This window comes from Mycobacterium sp. NAZ190054 (genome assembly GCF_001545925.1).
Lineage (GTDB): Bacteria > Actinomycetota > Actinomycetes > Mycobacteriales > Mycobacteriaceae > Mycobacterium.
Genome location: NZ_LMVQ01000223.1, coordinates 15,688 through 34,244 on the forward strand (window position 1 = coordinate 15,688; position 18,557 = coordinate 34,244).

At 68.8% G+C, this 18,557-nt stretch carries 17 protein-coding genes; 3 read left to right on the forward strand and 14 right to left on the reverse strand.

Annotated elements, in window-relative coordinates; all coding sequences use genetic code 11:
- Window positions 1-40: 40 nt before the first annotated feature.
- From ASJ79_RS16275 to ASJ79_RS16310, 8 genes are all read right to left on the reverse strand, one after another.
- A complete protein-coding gene (locus ASJ79_RS16275) occupies window positions 41-997 on the reverse strand; it encodes an alpha/beta hydrolase (RefSeq protein ID WP_067957027.1) in 957 nt (318 codons plus the stop codon).
- A gap of 12 nt (window positions 998-1,009) precedes the next feature.
- Window positions 1,010-1,888 carry an SDR family NAD(P)-dependent oxidoreductase gene (locus ASJ79_RS16280; protein WP_067957030.1) on the reverse strand — a complete coding sequence of 293 codons (879 nt, stop codon included), beginning with the start codon at window positions 1,886-1,888 and terminating at the stop codon, window positions 1,010-1,012.
- Window positions 1,885-2,370: a nuclear transport factor 2 family protein gene (locus tag ASJ79_RS16285; protein ID WP_067957033.1), complete on the reverse strand. Its 486-nt coding sequence runs from the start codon at window positions 2,368-2,370 to the stop codon at window positions 1,885-1,887. The genes ASJ79_RS16280 and ASJ79_RS16285 overlap by 4 nt, the downstream gene beginning before the upstream one ends.
- A gap of 62 nt (window positions 2,371-2,432) precedes the next feature.
- Window positions 2,433-3,425, reverse strand: coding sequence for an acyl-CoA dehydrogenase family protein (locus ASJ79_RS16290; protein ID WP_067957127.1), 993 nt, complete (start codon window positions 3,423-3,425; stop codon window positions 2,433-2,435).
- 23 nt (window positions 3,426-3,448) lie between these two features.
- Window positions 3,449-4,600, reverse strand: coding sequence for an acyl-CoA dehydrogenase family protein (locus ASJ79_RS16295; protein WP_067957130.1), 1,152 nt, complete (start codon window positions 4,598-4,600; stop codon window positions 3,449-3,451).
- Window positions 4,601-4,734: 134 nt separating this feature from the next.
- A complete protein-coding gene (locus tag ASJ79_RS16300; RefSeq protein ID WP_067957036.1) occupies window positions 4,735-6,156 on the reverse strand; it encodes an aldehyde dehydrogenase family protein in 1,422 nt (473 codons plus the stop codon).
- A 19-nt stretch (window positions 6,157-6,175) separates the two neighbouring features.
- Entirely contained in the window at window positions 6,176-7,291 is a 1,116-nt protein-coding gene (locus ASJ79_RS16305; RefSeq protein WP_067957039.1) for a zinc-binding dehydrogenase, read from the reverse strand.
- A gap of 133 nt (window positions 7,292-7,424) precedes the next feature.
- Window positions 7,425-8,993 carry an acyl-CoA synthetase gene (locus ASJ79_RS16310; protein ID WP_067957041.1) on the reverse strand — a complete coding sequence of 523 codons (1,569 nt, stop codon included), beginning with the start codon at window positions 8,991-8,993 and terminating at the stop codon, window positions 7,425-7,427.
- Between the two features lie 118 nt (window positions 8,994-9,111).
- On the opposite strand from ASJ79_RS16310, the gene ASJ79_RS16315 reads away from it, so the two are divergent.
- Window positions 9,112-11,034 (forward strand): NAD(P)/FAD-dependent oxidoreductase, encoded by a 1,923-nt coding sequence (locus tag ASJ79_RS16315; protein ID WP_067957044.1) that lies wholly within the window; start codon window positions 9,112-9,114, stop codon window positions 11,032-11,034.
- Window positions 11,031-11,918, forward strand: coding sequence for an SDR family NAD(P)-dependent oxidoreductase (locus tag ASJ79_RS16320; protein ID WP_067957045.1), 888 nt, complete (start codon window positions 11,031-11,033; stop codon window positions 11,916-11,918). Before ASJ79_RS16315 ends, ASJ79_RS16320 begins: the two co-directional genes overlap by 4 nt.
- 8 nt (window positions 11,919-11,926) lie before the next feature.
- On the opposite strand, the gene ASJ79_RS16325 is transcribed toward ASJ79_RS16320, so the two are convergent.
- Together ASJ79_RS16325 and ASJ79_RS16330 are read right to left on the reverse strand one after the other, a co-directional pair.
- Window positions 11,927-12,556: a Dabb family protein gene (locus ASJ79_RS16325; RefSeq protein ID WP_067957048.1), complete on the reverse strand. Its 630-nt coding sequence runs from the start codon at window positions 12,554-12,556 to the stop codon at window positions 11,927-11,929.
- Window positions 12,549-12,893 (reverse strand): hypothetical protein, encoded by a 345-nt coding sequence (locus tag ASJ79_RS16330; protein WP_067957051.1) that lies wholly within the window; start codon window positions 12,891-12,893, stop codon window positions 12,549-12,551. The genes ASJ79_RS16325 and ASJ79_RS16330 overlap by 8 nt, the downstream gene beginning before the upstream one ends.
- A 100-nt stretch (window positions 12,894-12,993) precedes the next feature.
- Here ASJ79_RS16330 and ASJ79_RS16335 point away from each other — a divergent pair, with 100 nt between their 5' ends.
- Window positions 12,994-14,232: an NADH:flavin oxidoreductase gene (locus ASJ79_RS16335; protein ID WP_067957133.1), complete on the forward strand. Its 1,239-nt coding sequence runs from the start codon at window positions 12,994-12,996 to the stop codon at window positions 14,230-14,232.
- Here ASJ79_RS16335 and ASJ79_RS16340 read toward each other — a convergent pair.
- The 4 genes from ASJ79_RS16340 to bphC form a co-directional block, all read right to left on the reverse strand.
- The gene (locus ASJ79_RS16340; protein WP_067957054.1) at window positions 14,175-15,128 is read right to left on the reverse strand and encodes an alpha/beta hydrolase; all 954 of its coding nucleotides are present in this window, start codon (window positions 15,126-15,128) and stop codon (window positions 14,175-14,177) included. The genes ASJ79_RS16335 and ASJ79_RS16340 overlap by 58 nt on opposite strands.
- Window positions 15,125-15,994 carry an IclR family transcriptional regulator gene (locus ASJ79_RS16345; RefSeq protein ID WP_067957057.1) on the reverse strand — a complete coding sequence of 290 codons (870 nt, stop codon included), beginning with the start codon at window positions 15,992-15,994 and terminating at the stop codon, window positions 15,125-15,127. The genes ASJ79_RS16340 and ASJ79_RS16345 overlap by 4 nt, the downstream gene beginning before the upstream one ends.
- A 188-nt stretch (window positions 15,995-16,182) precedes the next feature.
- Window positions 16,183-17,643, reverse strand: coding sequence for an FAD-dependent oxidoreductase (locus tag ASJ79_RS16350; protein ID WP_067957061.1), 1,461 nt, complete (start codon window positions 17,641-17,643; stop codon window positions 16,183-16,185).
- The gene (bphC, locus tag ASJ79_RS16355) at window positions 17,640-18,548 is read right to left on the reverse strand and encodes a biphenyl-2,3-diol 1,2-dioxygenase (protein ID WP_067957064.1); all 909 of its coding nucleotides are present in this window, start codon (window positions 18,546-18,548) and stop codon (window positions 17,640-17,642) included. Before bphC ends, ASJ79_RS16350 begins: the two co-directional genes overlap by 4 nt.
- Between the last annotated feature and the right edge of the window lie 9 nt (window positions 18,549-18,557).

The window sequence follows — 18,557 nt, forward strand, 5'->3', positions numbered from 1 at the left end:
GTCCGGCCATCGGGAGGTTGGTCGTCCCGCCGACCCGATCTCAGACCGAAAACGGCAGCGGGTGGGCGAACTTCGCGCGCAACACCGCGCCGATCTCGGCCATCGCCAACCGGCCCCGCGCGGTCGCCTCCGAGCGCATCAGAAAGCCGTGGTAGATGCCGGGGTACCGGGTGAGCGTGGTTTGCACCCCGGAGTCGCGCAGCCGCGCGGCATAGCGTTCACCCCAGTCGGAGATGGGATCGAGTTCTGCGGTGACGACAATCGCCGGTGGCAGCCCGGACAGGTCGGTGGCATAGGCGGGGACCCGCCGGGTGTCGTGCGGGGTGCCCGCACCGACGTCGGCGAGTTCATGCAGGTACACGATGTCGTCGTGACTGAGCATCGGCGCGTCCGGGTTCGACAGGACAGACGGGGCGGCCATGTCGCGGTCCACTCCCGGATACATCAGCACCTGGGCGAACAGCCGGGGTCCGCCGTCGTCACGGGCGGCCAGCGCGACGGCGGCGGCAAGGCCTCCACCGGCGCTGTCGCCCGAGACCACGACCCTGTCGGCGTCGAACCCGAACCTTTCCGCATCGGCGGCGACCCGGGTCGTCACCGCCCACGCGTCCTCGAACTGCGCCGGCGGCGGGTGCTCCGGCGCCAACCGGTAATCGACTGCCACCACGGCAGCGCCGCTGGCCGCGGCCAGCGCCCGGGCCATCGGCTCGAACGAGCGGTTCGAGCCCATGACCAGTCCGCCGCCGTGCAGATGCACGATGACCGGTGTGGGGTCGGCGGTGTCGTCGGGCCGGTAGATCCGCACCGGAACCGGTCCGCCCGGACCCTCGACCTGGGTGTCGCGGATCTCGGCCATGGCCGGCATATCGGCTGGGGGAGGCGCTGATTCGAGTGCGTCGCGCACGGCCTGCAGCCCTCGCTCCCGAACGGGGACGGCAGGACCGAACGCGGCGACGCGCGCCGCGGCGTCGGGATCCAGTGTCGGGCGGTGAGGCATCGCAGACCGTCTTCAGTGCTTGGCCGGATCGAATCTGCGCTTGGTGCGCAGCTGCGGAGGCGTCAGCGTTCTGAGCACCTCGGCGCGCTCGGCCATCGCCGATCCGACATAGTCCGGCTGGGTCAGCAGATAGAACGCACCCTGGGCGGACTGCTCGAACACCACCTCGGCGGCCTCGACGGGATCCATCGCGGCGGCCTTGATGTCGAGCATGGCCTCGCGTTGAGCCTCGGCCGCGGCGACATCGGTGCCCGCGGCGCCGGCGTCGACACCGCCTGCGGCCTCGAAGATGTTCGATTTCACCGCTCCCGGCAGTACGGCCTGCACCCGGATCAGCTCACCGTGGCCGGCCAGCTCGACCTCCAGACGCAGGCATTCGGTCATTGCCAGCACGGCATGCTTGCTGACGATGTAGGGCGTCTGCAACGGGACGGCGGCCACCCCGCCGATCGACGACAGATTCCACACCCAGGCCGGAGATGCGGCGGCGATCATTCGGGGCAGAAACGCGCGCACACCGTGAAAGACGCCGCTGACGTTGATGTCCATCACCCGGTTCCAGTTGGCCACCGGGGTGTCCCACAGATAGCCGAACTGTTCGACACCGGCGTTGTTGACCAGCAACCGCACCGGGCCGATGTCCCGGTAGACGCGCTCGGCCAGCGCGGCCATCGCGTCGGCGTCCCGCACGTCGCAGACTTCGGCGCAGGCGGTGCCACCGTCGGCCCGCAGTTCGTCGCGTAGTGCCGCGACAGCCGGACCGTCGACGTCGGTCAACACGACCGTCATGCCGAGCCGGTGGGCGTGCCGGGCCAGGCCGGCGCCGATACCGGCGCCGGCTCCGGTGATGACCGCGATGCCGCCGCCGAAGGCTTCGCGTGCCCGGCTCATGCGCCGGTCGCGGTGGCGGACTTCGCCCGGTACTCCGCGAACGGGATCGAGTCCTCGGCGTCGAGTATCACCGTCATCGAGGTGAACACCAGGCCGCCGTCGGCACGCCGGATGCCGACGTCCACCACCCCGGAGGACACGTCGAAGGGCACGTTGTTGGTGACCTGGTTGACGTACAGGTAGAACCGGACGTCGGTGACATCGCCGTCAGTGCCGGTGCGGAAGATGTTGGTGGCGTGATGCCGCAGCGGATAAGGGTTCTCGTCACGGTGCTTGCTCAGCCACGCCAACGTCTCGGCACCACCCCGCACCTCGGCGGCGAGAAGCTCCTCGAACGGGCAGTTGCCGGAGTCGGAGCGGCTCAGGTACTGCATCTCATCGGCGACGTAGCCGGCAAGCACATCGAACCGTCCCTGGTCGTAGTGGTACCAGAAACCGGCGATGAACTCCTGAATTTCCGGCAGCGTGATCTCGTTGGTCATGCTGACGAGTGAACCGCCACGGTGTGCGCAGCGACACACCGCCGCCCGGTCAGCGGAACACCTCAGTCGGCGATCAAACCCCACAACCCGTTCGCGCCGGCAGCCACCGCGCTGCGCGTCACCTGTTCGTCCCAGTGCCGCACCGATCCGTACTCCGAACGCCACGCCAGCGCCGCGCGGGTGTACAGGTGCAACCGGTGTTCGACGGTGGTGCCGATCGCGCCGAACGCCTGATGGGAGTTGCGGACCACCACCGATGCCGCATGCCCGGTGCAGGATCGTGCGACGGCTACCAGGAAGTCGAGATCCGGTGCCGACCAGTCTTTGTCGACGGCCGCGGACAACGCGGCCTCGGTGGCCGCGCGCGCCAGCGCCGTCTCGGCGGCGATGTCGGCCACCAGGTGCTGGACCGCCTGGAACTTCGCCAGGGGACGGCCGAACTGGATTCGCGAGGTGGTGTGCTCGACGACGAGGTCGACGATGACGTCCAGTGCGGCGCAGACCTGGATCGAGCGCACCAGCGCCGACCTGCGATGCAACTGCGACACCAGCGCGGTGTCCACGGCGACCGCACGTGGCCCCAGTGCGGCGAGGTCCGCCGAAACGGTATCGCGAGGCTCACCGATCATGTTGGTGCCAGGCGTGATTCGCAGGCCGGTTGCGGCTGCGTCGACGAGGTGAGCCCTGTCGCCGTCGGTCCAGACGACCACCACCCGATCGGCGGTGGAGGCCCACGGAACGGCGGTGGCGGTGCCGGATTCGTCGAGCACGCACACCGTGCGCGCGGTGCTGTCGACCGGACATCCGGCTGCCTCGAGCAGCCAGCAAGCCAGGAGATCGTGTTCGGGCAGCGGTAGCCGTACGGCATGCCTGACCGAAGCAGCGATCAGTGCGGCGGCCTCGGGCCAACCGGCCCCACTGCCGCCGCCTGCCGGTGTACCGGTCAGGCGCACCAGGCCCAATCCGTCGAGTTTGTCCCACAATTCGGGATCCCGGGTGGCCGTGCCGGTGGGTGGACGGTTCCCGCGGTGCGCGGCCAGGACGCCGTCCATCATCTCGATCAGCTCGCGGTCGACGGTCACCGAAGCCCCAGTCCCCGCGCGACGACACCGCGCAGCACCTCGGTCGTGCCCCCGCGCAAGGTGAAGCCGGGCCGTTGATCCACCGCGGTCGTGATCAGAGACCGCAACGCCGGATCGATGGCGGTCTCGTCGCCGGTGTGCAGATCGGCGAAGTCCGCGATGTCGCCTTCGGTGCTGGTGCCGAGCAGTTTGACCACCGCTGCGGGCACATCGGCGGGTTCCCGGCGTTCCAGCGCTCCGGCCACGGCGGTCGACATGTGATGCAGGCCTGCGACTCTGGCGACCAGTCGGCCCAGGCCGGCGTCGTAGGAGGTCCGGTGCTGGGCCATGCTCTCGGCGGTCGCGGCCAGTAGCGTGAATGTGGACAGCAGCCGTTCGGGACCACTGCGCTCGAAACTGAGCTCCGAGGTCACCTGCCGCCAGCCCTGACCGATCTGCCCGAACACCATGTCGTCGGCGACGAACGCGTCGTCGAGGATCACCTCGTTGAAGTGGTGGCTGCCGTTCATCGACACGATGGGCCGGACCTCGACGCCGGGTCCGTCGAACCTCACGATGAACTGGCTCAGACCGTCGTGTCGGTGCGCCGGGTCCACAGGTGCGGTGCGGGCCAGCACGATGAACGCGTGTGCGTGGTGTGCTCCGGAGGTCCACACCTTGGTGCCGGTCAGTGACCACCCACCCTCGACCCGGGTGGCGCGAGTGCGCACACTGGCCAGGTCCGAACCGGAATCGGGTTCACTCATCCCGATACCGAAAAAGCAACGACCGGACGCGATCCCGGGCAGAAACTCCCGCTTCTGGGCTTCGGTGCCGTCCTTGAGCAGAGCAGGCACGATCTGGCGGTCGGCGATCCAGTGCGCGGCCACCGGCGCCCCGGCCGCGAGGAGCTCCTCGGTCACCACGAACCGCTCGATGTGTGAACGGCCTCGACCGCCGTACTCCTCGGGAATCGTCATCCCGAGGTAGCCCCGCTCGGCCAACGCGGCGGTGAAGTCCTCGTCCCAGCCGCACAGCCACGCGTCGACCGACGGGGTGAACCTCCCCGCCGCCCGTTGTTCTGCCAGAAAGGCCCGAACCTCGGTGCGCAGCGCGGCGGTGTCGCCGTGGCGGACGCCTGCCTGGGGAACCAGCCGGGCGCCGGCCATCAGGTGGTCCGCCACCGGCTGACCAGTGCCCATACCAGTGCGGTGGCGGCATCGACGGCACCGTCGGTAGTGACGATCTGCGGACTCGGGCTGTCCATGGGTCATCTCTCGCTTCTCGGGGGTTCGGGTGGCGGTCACGGCAACTGCAGGGACTTCACCTGCAGATACTCCTCGAAGCCGTAGCGCCCGAGTTCGCGGCCGATGCCGGACTTCTTGTAACCGCCGAACGGCGCCGCCGGGTTGTACTTTCCGCCGTTGATGTCGAGCTGGCCGGTCTGCACCCCGCGCGCGAACGCGATCGCCGTGTCGTCGTCGGCGGCCCACACGGCGCCGGACAGGCCGTACGGTGTGCCGTTGGCGATCGCCAGCGCGTCTTCGGTGTCGCGGTAGGGGATGACGGCCAGCACGGGACCGAAGACCTCCTCCTGACCCAATTCCGAGTCGGGGTCGACATCGACGAACACCGTAGGTGCCACGAAATAACCGGTGTCGGCGATCTTCTCGGCGCCGCCGGTCAATAACCGGGCACCGTCGCGCTGGGCACGCTCGATGAAGCCCAGCACGGTCCGGTACTGAGCTTCGGACGCCGACGGGCCGATCCGGGTGCCGGGATCCCACGGGTCGCCGACGGTGTACTTCGACACTGCGGCCTCGACCAGGTCGAGTGCCTCGCCGTAGCGTGCCTGCGGTACCAGCATGCGGGTCCAGGCCATACAGGTCTGCCCGCCGTTGAGGAACGCGTTGCCGACGCCGACCTTCACCGCACTGGCCAGGTCGGCGCCCTCGAGAATCACGTTGGCGGACTTGCCGCCCAGCTCGAGCGCCACTTTCTTGACGGTCCGGCCGGCCAGCTCGCCCACCCGGCTGCCGACACCGGTCGAGCCGGTGAAGGACACGAAGTCGACGTCGGGATGGGCCGCCATCCGTTCACCGATCACCCGTCCGGGTCCCGACACGAGATTCACCACACCCGGCGGCAGTCCCGCCTCGGCGAGGGCGTCGACGAACTCGAACACCGACAGCGGAGCTTCGTTGCTCGGTTTGAGTACGACCGTGCATCCCGCGGCGATCGCCGGGATGACCTTGGCGACCACCTGGTACAGCGGATAGTTCCACGGGGTGATCGCCGCGACAACCCCGTACGGTTCGCGGACGACGAGAGAGTTTCCGATGCGCTCCTCGAACTCGAAACACGCCACCGCATCTGCGACGGCGCGTGCCACCGCCAGCGGCACCTGGGTCTGGACGGACTGCGCGATGCGGATGGGGGCGCCCATCTCGCTGGTGATGGTCTCGGCGATACCGGGCAGACGCTTCTCCATCGCGGTGATCACCGCGTCGAGTCGGTCGCGGCGCTCCGCGACGCCGATCAGCGGGTCGAACGCCCGCCGGGCCGCGGCGACCGCGGCGTCCACGTCGGCCTCCGATCCGCCGGGCACCGAGCCCAGCACCTGTTCGGTGGCGGGGTTGATCACCTCGATGACGTCGGTGCCGGCGGGGGTGACCCATTCGCCGCCGATGAAGAGTTCGGTGCGGCGGTAATCGTGGTTGCTCATGGCGCTTTCCGTCGGTGGGTCAGGGAACGATGCTGGCGCGGACGTCACGCTTGTCCGCCGCGGCGGCGAACGCGGCGTTGATGTCGTCCAGTGGGTAGCGGGCTGCCGCGAGCCGGTCGAACGGCAGAGTGTGCTGGTACTGCTCAAGGAAGGTCAGCGCGCGGGACAGCACCGACGGTTCGTAGAGCGACACGCCGACGATGGTCTTGTTGGCGAAAACAAACCGCGACGGGTCGAATTCGAAGGTCTTGCCGATGTTGATGTTTCCGATCTCGACGTAGCGGCCGAACTGGCCGAGCAGCTTGAGGCCCTCGTCGATCGCCGATGGATGGCCGACGACCTCGACCACGACGTCGGCGCCCTGCCCGTCGGTGAGGTTCCGGACGATCCTGGCGCGGTCTCTGTCGGTGGTCTCGGTGATGTCGATGACGGCGTCGGCGCCGAACGCGGTGGCCAACTCCAGCCGTTCCGGTACACCGTCGATCGCGATGACCGTGGCTGCGCCCCGGGCCTTGGCCACCGCGACGGCGTAAAGCCCCAAGGCGCCGGCACCCTGCACCACGACGCTCTCACCGAGCTGCTGGTCCACACGTTCCAGCCCGTACATGACCTGGGACAGAGCGCAGTTCGCGCCTGCCGCGATCTCGTCGGACACCGCATCGGGAACGGTGTAGACCACCGCGCCGGCCGGCAGCACGAAGTAATCGGCGTAACCACCGACGAAGTACGGGGGCTCGTCGGCGCGGCCGAGCATGGCCATCTTCAGATTCAGGCACGCGTTACGCCGCCCGGACAGACAGTTGCGGCAGGTGTGGCAACAGAAGAAGTACGGGAAGACCACCCGCGTTCCCGGGCTCAGCGGCGCTCCGTTGGAGTCGGCGCGCACACCGTCACCGACGGCGTCGACCACACCGACCATCTCGTGGCCCAGCACGGTGGGCAGCTGTCCGCCCAGACCCCGGGTGGCGAAGGTGCCGTGCCAGGCGTGGACGTCGGAGCCGCAGATGTTCGCGCGCGTGACCTTGATCAGGATCTCGCCCGGGCCGATGCCGGGCAGCGTGACCGTCTCGATCGCGAACGGTTTGCCCGGCTCGTCGAAGCGGGCGATCCGGCCCTTGAACGGAGCATGACTCACGGTTTGAAATCCTCTCGCCACCAATGGGTTCGCCGCACGGTCGGCGGACGCGCCGGGCGAAGGTAACGGTGTCCGGGTGGTGTGGGGTACGGACTTCCCACCCAGTGGTCTCATCGGGCGCCACGCCCGGTGGTCAGTGCGTGCTGAACCGTTCGCGCAGCACGCGCTTGAGCAGCTTGCCGCTCGGGTTCTTGGGCAGCGAGTCGACGAAGAACACCTGCTTGGGCGTCTTGAAACCGGCGAGGTGGGTGCGGCAGTGGCTCATCAGTTCGTCTTCGGTGAGCTGCGTGCCGTCACGTAGCACGACCGCGGCCACAACCGCCTCGACCCAGACCGGGTGCGGTACGCCGAACACCGCGACCTCCTCGACGGCCGGGTGGCTATACACGGCTTCCTCGACCTCACGGCTGGCGACGTTCTCGCCGCCGGTCTTGATCATGTCCTTCTTGCGGTCGACCACATGGAGCAGACCGTGCTGGTCGTAGTAGCCGAGATCACCGGAATGGAACCAACCGCCGCGGAACGCCTCGGCGGTCTTGGCGTCGTCATCGAGGTAGCCCAGCATCAGATGTGGGCTGCGGTGCGCGATCTCGCCCACCACGCCGGTCCCGACCGCCTCATTGTCGTCGTCGAGAATGGCCGTCTCCACGTTGATCACCGGCCGCCCCGCCGAGCCGGCGTGGGCGTCTTGTTCGTCAGGACCCAGCGCCGAGGCCAGTGGCGCCATCTCCGTCTGGCCGTAGAAGTTCCACAATCGCAGGTGCGGCAACCGTTCCCGCATCTCAGCCAGGATCTCGGTGGGCATCGCCGAGGCCCCGTAGTACCCCTTGCGCAGGCTGGACAGGTCCACCTCGTCGAACACGGGGGAGCGCAGCAGTGAGATCCACACCGTGGGCGGGGCGAAATAGTTTGTCACGCCGAAGCGTTCGATGCCGCGCAACACCGCCTCGGGTTCGGGGCGCGGCAGGATGATGCTGGTGGCGCCGAGATAGATGTCGGTGATCAGGAAGTTGTCGAGCTGCGCGCAGTGATAGAGCGGCAGCGAGTGGATCTCGATGTCGGTGCCCTCCATGGACCCGGCGATGATCGAGCTGATGTAGTTGCCCATCAGGCTGCGGCTGGAGTGCATGGCGCCCTTGGGATGCGACTCGGTTCCGCTGGTGTACATCAGCCGGATCAGCTGGTCGTCGTCGATGTGGGGGCCCGGCGCGACCGAATCGGTCTGCATCCACTGTGCGAAGTCGTCCCAGCCCGCCGGCAGGGCCTGTCCGGGAGCCACGATCGCGGCCGCGGTGCGGACGTTCCCGCCGAGCCGCATCGCCTCCTCGGCTGTCGGCACCAGGTCTGCTTCGACGAGAAAACCGGTGGCCCGGCTGTGGCCGAGGATGAACGAGATCTCCTCGGCGGTCAGCATGAAGTTGACCGGGACGAGAACCACTCCGGCCCTCGCGGTGGCGAACGCCAGCACCGCGTACTGCCAGCAGTTATGGGCGAGCAGGGCAAGCCGGTCACCGACCACGAAGCCGTGGTCCGCCAGCGCCGCGGCGGCGCGGTCGACCAGCTGCTCGAAGTCTGCGAAGGACAGGCTGACGTCCCCGTCCACGATCGCGAGCTTCTCCGGGTGCTTGCGCGCCGACCGGCGCGGAATGTCCCCGAGCGCGTGGCTGCGCGCGGAGGCCGGCACGCCGTGCAGATCCTGCATGTCCGCGACTGTAGGCCCAGCAGCACTGTGGGGATCGAGCGGCGTCCCGCTGAGTAGAAAGGCCACCGACCGGGCCCTGCCGGTGATCCCATACTCGACCCGGCAGCGAGGAGGATCGATGACGACGGGCGAGACCGTGACAGCGGATGCGAGGACCCCTGATCCCGCAGAACTTCGGGAAAATCTGCGGCAGGCGGATGCCGGGATCCTGGTGGCGGTGCTGGCCCAGCTGACCGGTGATCCGAGCGTCGCCGACCGGTACGCGGCCAGGATCACGTTCGAGCCGGACCCGCCCGAGCAGGTCGGGGTCACCGACCCACAGACCCGGGAGGAACTCGTCGAGGCGGTGGCGGCCGCGATGGGCGCGCCGCGTCCCGCCGGCGCATCGGCCCCCGACGACATCACCCTGTTCGGACGGGTGGCTCCGTTGGCGCTGGGCACCGAGGTGGGTGATGAATACCTCGGGCTCCTCCTGGAGCAGGGCGGTTTTCACCCGTCGCAGCCGGTGTTGCCGCGGACCGCCGCGCTGCCGCCCGGGTTCAAGGTGGTGATCGTCGGCGCCGGTATCGCGGGACTGGCCGCGGCCCTCGAGTGCGCGGACGCCGGCATCGACTACGAGATCGTCGACCGCAACGACGAGGTCGGCGGCACCTGGTACACCACCGTCTACCCCGGCATCGGGGTCGACACCCCGTCGGCCTACTACTCCCTGTCGCGGGACATCAACGGCGACTGGACGAGCTATTACCCGCAGGGAGCCGAGTACCAGCGGTACCTGCAGGCGGTGGCCGACAGGAACGGGCTGCGTGACCACATCCGGTTCAGCACCGAGGTGGAGGCGCTGCACTGGGACGAGACCCGCCGAATGTGGGAGATACACACCGTGGCGGCGGACGGCACCCGCGCCGTCGGTCACGCCAACGTCGTCGTCCCGGCCGCCGGCTACCTCAACAGGCCGCGATGGCCCGAGCTGCCGGGCCGGGAGTCGTTCGGCGGCACCAGTATCCACTCCGCCGAATGGGATCCCGAGCTGTCGCTGCGCGGGAAGAGGGTGGCGGTCATCGGCGCCGGATGCACGGCCGTGCAGATCGTCGACGCCTGTGTCGGCCAGGTCGCACACCTCACGGTCTTCCAGCGCCAACCGCACTGGGTGGCGCCCCGCAAGCGCCTGACCGACGACGTCCCCGAACACCGGCGCTGGCTGAACGCCCATATCCCGTTCTACGCCAACTGGACCCGGCTCAAGTCGTTCTGGGGGACCGCCGACAACAACTATCCGGTCATCGTGCGTGATCCGGAATGGGCCGCCGACCACCTGTCGATCTCGCCGGCCAACGACGTGCTGCTGAGGTTGTGCCTGGACTACATCGACCGGACGTTCGGAGCCGGCTCCGAACTGGCGAAGAAGGTCACCCCCGATTTCGCGCCGTACGGCAAACGCATCATCCGCGATCCCGGCGGCTACTACGCGGCGCTGACCCGGGCCCACGTCGACGTCGAAGCCAGTGAGCCCGCGCGGGTCAACGAAGCCGGCATCGTCACCGCGGACGGCCGCCAGATCGACCTCGACGTGATCATCTACGCCACCGGCTATCACCTGGACTTCCTGTCCACCGTCGACATCCGGGGCCGCGACGGTGTGGAACTGAAGAAGGTGTGGGGGGACAGCCCCGCCGCCTACCGCGGTGGGCTGGTCCCCGGGTTCCCGAACATGTTCATCTCGTCGGCGCCCAACTACAGTCCCGGTCACGGCGCCGGTCACAACTTCGGCGTCGAGGTGATGGTGCACTACGTGATGGAGTGCCTGCAGTTGATGGCCCTGCGTGAGGCGGCGACCATCGAGGTCAAACCCGAGGCGTTCGCCGAGTACGTACGCCAGATCGACGAGCAGATGGCGCAGACGGTCTGGTGTCACACACCGACGGCACACACCTACTACCGCTCCGGAGGCGGCCGCATCGTGACCGCGTTCCCGTTCCGGCTGATCGACGTGTGGCAGAGCCATCGCGTCCCGAACGAAGAGGACCTCGAGCTCCGGTGAGTGAATTGTTGACCGGCAGAACGGCCCTGGTCACCGGCAGCAGCCGCGGCATCGGCCGCGCGGTCGCGCAGCGGCTCGCGGCCGAGGGCGCCACGGTGGCCGTCACCGCCCGGTCCTATCAGCCGTCCCCGTCGACACGTGCGGGGCGGAAGGCGGAGTTGCCGGGCACCATCGGCGAGACGATCGGCCTCATCGAGGCAGCCGGCGGTAAGGCGTTCGGCATCGCGTGCGATCTGGAGGACCCGGACGCCCGCGCCGGACTCGTCGACCAGGTCGTCGAACGGACCGGCCGGATCGACATCCTGGTCAACAACGCCGGCTACGCCGACTACTCGGTCATCGAAGACATGGCGATGGACACCTTCGACCGCACGGTCGAACACTATGTCCGGACGCCATTCGTGTTGACCCAGAAAGCGGTTCCGCACATGCGCCGCCAGGGGGCAGGCTGGATCGTCAACATCGGGTCGGTCACCGGGCTGGCGCCGGCCCGGCCCTACCGCGAGTACAACAAGTCCTCCGGCGACGTCGTCTACGCGTCGATGAAGGCCGCGCTGCACCGGTTCACCCAGGGGGTGGCCGCCGAACTGCTGGACTCGAACATCGCCGTCAACGTCGTCGGTCCGTCCAGCGCGGTCCGCACACCCGGCGCCGCGGATCTGATCCCGGACACCTTCCCGACCGAGCCGGTGGAGTATCTGGCCGAGACGGTGCTGGCGATGTGCCACCTGCCGGCCGCGGTCCGCACCGGGCTGGTGGCGTTCAGCCTGCACTACCCGTGGTCACAGCGGCTGCCGGTGCACAGCCTGGACGGCGAGACGGTGTTGCCGCCGCTGGAACCTCCCGCCGCGGCGAACCCCAACATCCTGCCGGCCGGTCTGTAGCCGCGCGCTCAGCGCAGCACACGGGTGCTGTCAAGGCAGAAGCTGTGACAGACCCGTTCGCGGACAATCACTTTCGGGCACTCCGGATCGAACCACTGGTCGACGACGGCCCAGTGGATCGGATGCATCAGGTAGGCGCCCATGATGCCGTCGGCATCACTGAACTCCTGCTCGAACACGTGCGTCCACTCCGACGCGCCGACGGTGTGATCAGGACGGCTCAACTGCCAGGCGGCGATCGTCGAGACGTGTCCGGGCAGCAGCTGCAGGTCTGCCTCGAAGCGTGCGAGGGTGTCCGAGTCCGTGCCGGGCTCGACGCGCAACATCAGCGTCCGGTACACGGTTCCGGTGCCGCGGCCCGGAATGGTCTGAGCACGGCCCCGGTATCCGACGCCGTTGACGCGGCTGATCGCCGGATCACGCAGGACCGCGGCGAACTGGTCGGCGATGTCGACCCATGCGGCCTCGTCGTCGAAACGAAGGTGCAGGAGCAGGTCACCACCGTTGCGGCTGCCCGGCAGCGTGGGAGCGACGAGATGCCGGGCGGCCCCGCACCGCTCGGCCAGCCGCAGCAGGTCCCGATGCACCCGGTCGCGCTCGGCGTCGGCGACGTCGACGAGGCGGGTGACGTTATACATCGCAGAGCCGGTCGACGTCCTCGAACGCCGCAGCGGCACTGCGGTCGCGCTCGACGATCAGGTGGGCCACTTCGTCCCACCACGCGCCCAGACGCGGGTCCGGCCGTCCCCGCCACGTCATCTCCCACCACGCCCGGGGGCTCGGCAACGACCAGGTGATGGTGATGGTGTTGGGCTCGTCGGCGAACCAGATCGGCGGTGACACAAGCACATCGCGCAAAGTCATGCCGCGCTCCCGGGCTCCCGGGGCGTACCCGCCGAGGTAGGTGTCGACGAACTCACGGGCACATCCGGGCCGGGTGACCACCCGGTCGATGACGAAGACCTCCTCGGACATGGGAGCGAGACTAGGGATCGCGTGGCGCGTCGACGGTGGCGATCCCGGCCATCGGGATACCACCGTTGACGTCGTGCCGCGCGAGGTCGACGGTGACGTGATGACCGATCTCAGCCCGGATCCGTTCGCTCCTGTCCGTCTCGGACCGGTGCGGCTGCGCAACAGGATCGTGAAGGCGGCCACCTCGGAGGGACGGTCACCCGACGGCCTGGTCACCGACGACCTGATCGCGTTCCACCGCCGCTTCGCCGAGGGCGGCGTCGGGATGACGACCGTCGCCTACTGCTGTGTCTCGCCGCAGGGGGCCAGCGCCCCGGGCCAGATCGTGATGAACCGTGACGCCCTGCCCGGGCTGCGCAGACTCACCGACACGGTGCACGACGCCGGCGCGGGAATCTCGGCGCAACTCGGCCATGCCGGGGTGGTGGCGCCCAAGAAGTTGACCGGGGTGACCGCGGTGGCACCGAGCCGGTTCGTCAACCCGACCTCGTTCGCGTACTGCCGGGAGATCCGCCGCGACGAGATCGCCGCGGTCATCGATCAGTTCGGGCAGGCCGCGCAGGTCGCGGTGGACGCCGGATTCGACGCTGTGGAACTGCACTTCGGGCATCTGTACCTGCCGAGCTCGTTCCTCAGCCCGCTGATCAACCGCCGTAAGGACGAGTACGGCGGCGACATCGACAACCGGTCGCGGCTGGTGCGGGAGATCGCGCAGCGCGTCCGTGCGGTCGTCGGCGACCGTATCGCGGTGATCGCCAAACTCGACATGGACGACGGCCTTCCCGGCAGCATCTGGATCGACGAGGCGTTGCGCACCGCGCAATTGCTCGACACCGACGGCATGCTGGACGCACTGGAGCTGACGCAGGGCTCGTCGGTGTACCGGCCGATGTATCTGTTCCGCGGCGATGTGCCGGTCCGCGAGTTCGCCACCGTGATGCCGGCGATGCTGCGTCCGGGTGTGCGGCTGATGGGCAAATCGGTGATGGGTAGCTACCCGTACCAGGATCTCTACATGCTCTCGGCGGCAAGACAATTCGTGCCCGTTGTGCGTAACACCAAGCTGATCCTGCTCGGCGGGATCACCGACCGCACGCATGTCGAGACCGGTATGCGCGAGGGATTCGACTTCGTCGCGATGGGCCGGGCGCTGCTGCGCGAGCCGGATCTGGTGAACAAGATGATCGCCGACGCGGGGGTGCGGAGCCGCTGCAACCACAACAACAAGTGCATGGTCACCGTGTTCGGCCGCACGCACTGCGTGCTGGATCCCGACCAGCGCTACGGCGCGGCGGTACCGATGCTGCCCACCAGATCGGCGACGTCCGCGCAGACCTGAGCGCGGGCACGCCGGCAGATGTCGAACGCCGGCATCGTCATGAAGCCGTGCACACCGCCCTCGAAATACCGGCACACGGTCGAAACACCCGCCGCCTCCAGGGCTTCGACGTAGGCCAGCCCCTCGTCGCGCAGCGGGTCGTGCCCGGCCACCACGGCGACGGCCGGCGGCAGACCGGAAAGGTCTTCCGCGCACAGCGGCGAGGCGTACGGGTGGGTCCGGTCGGCGGTGTTCGGGACGTACTGGTCCCAGTACCACTGCAGCGCGGGTCGCGGATTGTAGAAACCCTGGCCGAACAGACGATACGACTCGGTGTCGAAACCGGCTGCGATGACCGGATACAACAGGACCTGACCGGCCAGTGCAGGCCCGCCCCGGTCCCGTGCCATCAGCGCGGTGACGGCAGCGAGGTTGCCCCCGGCCGAATCGCCACCGACCAGCACCGCCGACGGGTTGCCGCCGAAATCCTCGATGTGCCCGGCCACCCAGGCTGCCGCTGCATGGATGTCCTCGGCTGCCGCGGGCCACTGACCTTCTTCGGGGGCGCGGCGATAGTGCACCGACACCACCACGGCGGACATGCCGTTGGCGAAGGCGCGGCACAACCCGTCATGGCTGTCCAGATCGCAGAACACCCAGCCGCCGCCGTGTGCGAAAACCAGTGTGGGAAGCGGGCCTTCCACCGTGGTCTGCGGCCGGTAGATGCGCACCGGTACCGGTCCCGCGGGCCCGGGTATCGTGCCGTCCTCGACGGAGGCGACCGGCTCGGGCTGGTCCGGCGGGACGAATCGCGAGCGGATCACCGCGCGAGCCTGTGCGCCGGTCATCGTGTGCACAGGCGGGAATCCGGAATCCAGCGCGTCGATGATGTTCGCGATCTGCGGGTCGAGACTCATGCCGGTTGCAGGTTGGTCTGGCCGGGCCGGGCGATGGGGCCGCGCAGCGGCTGCGCCTGCAGAGTCGGCGTCACCCGCGTCGGGCCGCCTTCGACGGCGCGCCAGATGCGCATGGCCGCCACCCGTACGGGCGCCACCAGCCGCTGGTCGAACATCATCTGGCTCATCGGACCGCACACCGACACCGCGGCGGTCGCATGGCCCGGATCCCCGATCGGTGCCGCGACGCAACCGAACCCCGGCACCGACTCCTCGCGGTCGAAGGCGATGCCGTGCGAGCGCACCTTCGCCAGCTCGGTGCGCAGCTGGGCGTGCGTCGAGACGGAGTACTTGGTGAGCCGGGGCAGGAAGTCGGCGTCGAAGAGCTCGATGTCCTTCTCGTCGGTGTCGGCCAGGATCGCTTTGCCGACGGCCGCGCAGTGGGCGGGCCGTCGGCCCCCGACGCGGGTCGGGATGGCCGCGGTCATCCGGTTGCCGACCTTCTCCATGTAGACGACGTCGGAGCCGTCGAGCACCGCGAGGTGCACGACCAGTCCGGTGGCGGCGTGCAGCTCGTGCAGCATCGGGATCGCCGCCTTGTGCAGCCGGTCCTGATGCACGGCCAGCGAACCGAGTTCGACCAGGCGCATCCCCAGCTCGTAGTCCCGGCCGTTGCGCCGCAGCCAGCGCAGCTGGACCAGCCGTTCCAGCATGCGATGCGCCGACGAGCGGGGCAGGCCGGTCCGTCGCACGATCTGCGCCAGTGTGAGCCGGCCGGGACCGTCGAATGCGTCCAGCACCAGGGAGACGCGGTCGATCACGGCACTCGGGGTCTCGGGAGCCGCCTTGGCGGGAGCGGGCGCGGGGCGGTCGACGGTCACGGTCATCCTGGTCCTCCGGAAAGTCATACTCCTAATAGGCATATGCCTATTGGTCATATAGAAGTACCACATCGCTGTGGCTGCTGTCACATGAACACGGCAAATGTCGCCTGCGGCACGCTCGACCAGGCCGGCATCGCATTCCGGGCTGGGCCGCGGAGCCGAACTACCGCGCGACCTGCAGATTCAGGCTGTCAGCCGCGGGCGGCGCTGCGCCCGGCGCGCCTGCCGTAGAAGCTGCCGTCGCCGAGGGACACACCGCTGGCATACCCCCACGCGGCCAGACCGGCCGCGCAACGACCCGCCGCGAACAGTCCCGGAATGGGCTCTCCGCTGACATGCAGGACTTCGGCGTCGAGGGTGGTGGCCAGCCCGCCGAGGGTGAAACCGCCGGTGCTTTCCCGCAGATCGACGGCGCCGACCGGCGATCCGATCGGCTTCAGCCACTGCGCCTTCTTGTGCAATAACGGATCCACACCGCGTGCGGCGCCCTCGTTGTAGGCGGCCACGGTGGCCTGCAGCGAGCCCGGGGCGAGACCGATCTCGCCTTCCAGGTCGGCGACCGTCTCTGCCACCCAGGTGGGCGGGCGCATCATCAGCTGCGGCGACAGCGAGCCCATCGCCTCGTCATGCGCGTCGCCGTCGATGATCAGGTACGCGGTGTTGTCCTGGTGGTACAGCGTCAGCTGCCCGACCCGGCCGGGATAGGTGTCCTCGGCGACGAAACGCTGGCCGCGTTCGTTGACCAGGATGCCGCGCACCAGCTGCTGCGGGTCGATGAAAATCGCCACCTCGGTGGCGTCCATGTGGGCCAGGTCGGCGCCCAGCGCCTGGGCCATCCGGATGGCGCGGCCGTCATGCTGCTCGATCGACGCCGCGGGACGGCCCGCGATGCGCGGGGCGTACTGCGCCACCATCGCGTCGTTGTAGGCGAAACTGCCGGTGGCCAGCACGACTCCACGGCGCGCCCGGACAGCGATCTCGGCGCCGTACCGGCGCGCCAGGAGCCCGACGACCCGTCCATCTCCGGCGACGACAAGCCGTTGCGCGCGAACGTCATACAGTGCCCGCGCCCCGGCTGCGGTGGCAGTCTCGACGAGCGGTTTCATCAGCATGTACCCGGCGCTGGACTCGCCCTGCTTCTTGCCCGTCATCTGCGGTACGTGGCCGCGGGGAGCGGGAGAGGCGATCGTGTTGAACGGGAAGGAGTTCTCGCCACCGGAGTACATCAGACCCTGGTCGCCCATCGGCTCCCACCCGGGCTCTCCGAAGAACTCGGCCTTGAACGGGACGCCACAACCGACCAGCCAGTCGAAGTGCGCGACACTTCCGGCGCAGTAGTCGGCGATGCGGTTCTCGTCCGCCCCGGGGCCCATGGCCACCGTCAGGAAAGCGGCCATGTTGTCGACCGAATCTTCGAAGCCGCAGGCCTTCTGGATCGCCGTGCCGCCGCCGAGGTAGATGAACCCGCCGGCCATCGACGCCGCGCCGCCCCAGGAACCCGTGCGCTCCAGCACGAGCACATCGGCACCGGCGCGCGCGGACTCCACCGCCGCCGCCGCGCCGGCCACGCCGTAACCGGCGATCACGACATCGGCCTCGTGGTCCCAGGCGGTGATCAGTGATTCCGGGACCGGGACGACGTCTTCGCTCATGGGCGCATCGCCGCGGGCAGGTCATCGACCCACTGGTGTCCCCAATAGCTGTCGGCGGTGATCTCCTCAGCGGTGTAATACGTTTCGTCGACCCGCATTCCGTCTGTGCCGAACTCGATGTCCCAGTCGCCGGGCGCGCGGACGTAGAACGACACCATCTTGTCGTTGGTGTGGCGGCCCAGCGTCGAGGACAGCTGGAAGCCGTCTTTGGCGACCCGGTCGAGTGCCTGCCCGACGGCGTCGAGGGTGTCGACCTCCACCATGAGGTGAATCAGGCCGGGATCCCGCGATGTGGCGGCCGGACACAGGGCCAGGCTGTGGTGGCGCTGGTTGACACCGAGGAACCGCACGCGGATGGGTCCGAACTCGGGTGGGGCCGGGACGCGGAACGCGCCGCGGGACTTGAATCCCAGGACACCGGTGTAGAAGTCGAACATCCCGTTGACGTCCATCGCGGGAAGCACGACGTGTCCGAGCCCCTGGTCCCCGGTCACGAACGTCGCGCCGAACGGGGTCACGACCGGGCTGTGGTCGAGTACCGCGCCGTGGAACACCTCCAGCGATGTCCCGGCCGGATCCTGGAAGGCGATCACCTCCTCGACCCTGCGGTGGTCGGCCTCGGCCGGCGCCAGCTCCTTGTAGGGTGTGCCCGCCGCGTCCAGCGTGCGTTTGACCTCGTCCAACGCGGCGTGATCACGCACCTCCCAGCCGACCGTCATGATCTTATCGGTGTCTCCCGGCGTCACGATGATCCGGGCGGCCCGTTCGTCCATCCGCAGGTACAGCGCATCCGGATCGGGCCCGCCGCCCTGGGCGAAACCCAGGACGCCGAAGGCGAAGTGGCGCCACCGCACCATGTCGGTGGCCTGCACGGTGACATAACCGAGGCTCTTGATCACGCTCATGGCAAGCCC

What these genes read in the sequence shown, in the direction of transcription:
- ASJ79_RS16275 (WP_067957027.1), bottom strand. Translation starts at nt 997, where the DNA reads ATGCCTCACCGCCCGACACTGGATCCCGACGCCGCGGCGCGCGTCGCC.
- ASJ79_RS16280 (WP_067957030.1), bottom strand. Translation starts at nt 1,888, where the DNA reads ATGAGCCGGGCACGCGAAGCCTTCGGCGGCGGCATCGCGGTCATCACC.
- ASJ79_RS16285 (WP_067957033.1), bottom strand. Translation starts at nt 2,370, where the DNA reads ATGACCAACGAGATCACGCTGCCGGAAATTCAGGAGTTCATCGCCGGT.
- ASJ79_RS16290 (WP_067957127.1), bottom strand. Translation starts at nt 3,425, where the DNA reads ATGATGGACGGCGTCCTGGCCGCGCACCGCGGGAACCGTCCACCCACC.
- ASJ79_RS16295 (WP_067957130.1), bottom strand. Translation starts at nt 4,600, where the DNA reads ATGGCCGGCGCCCGGCTGGTTCCCCAGGCAGGCGTCCGCCACGGCGAC.
- ASJ79_RS16300 (WP_067957036.1), bottom strand. Translation starts at nt 6,156, where the DNA reads ATGAGCAACCACGATTACCGCCGCACCGAACTCTTCATCGGCGGCGAA.
- ASJ79_RS16310 (WP_067957041.1), bottom strand. Translation starts at nt 8,993, where the DNA reads ATGCAGGATCTGCACGGCGTGCCGGCCTCCGCGCGCAGCCACGCGCTC.
- ASJ79_RS16315 (WP_067957044.1), top strand. Translation starts at nt 9,112, where the DNA reads ATGACGACGGGCGAGACCGTGACAGCGGATGCGAGGACCCCTGATCCC.
- ASJ79_RS16325 (WP_067957048.1), bottom strand. Translation starts at nt 12,556, where the DNA reads ATGTATAACGTCACCCGCCTCGTCGACGTCGCCGACGCCGAGCGCGAC.
- ASJ79_RS16330 (WP_067957051.1), bottom strand. Translation starts at nt 12,893, where the DNA reads ATGTCCGAGGAGGTCTTCGTCATCGACCGGGTGGTCACCCGGCCCGGA.
- ASJ79_RS16335 (WP_067957133.1), top strand. Translation starts at nt 12,994, where the DNA reads ATGACCGATCTCAGCCCGGATCCGTTCGCTCCTGTCCGTCTCGGACCG.
- ASJ79_RS16340 (WP_067957054.1), bottom strand. Translation starts at nt 15,128, where the DNA reads ATGAGTCTCGACCCGCAGATCGCGAACATCATCGACGCGCTGGATTCC.
- ASJ79_RS16345 (WP_067957057.1), bottom strand. Translation starts at nt 15,994, where the DNA reads ATGACCGTGACCGTCGACCGCCCCGCGCCCGCTCCCGCCAAGGCGGCT.
- ASJ79_RS16350 (WP_067957061.1), bottom strand. Translation starts at nt 17,643, where the DNA reads ATGAGCGAAGACGTCGTCCCGGTCCCGGAATCACTGATCACCGCCTGG.
- bphC (WP_067957064.1), bottom strand. Translation starts at nt 18,548, where the DNA reads ATGAGCGTGATCAAGAGCCTCGGTTATGTCACCGTGCAGGCCACCGAC.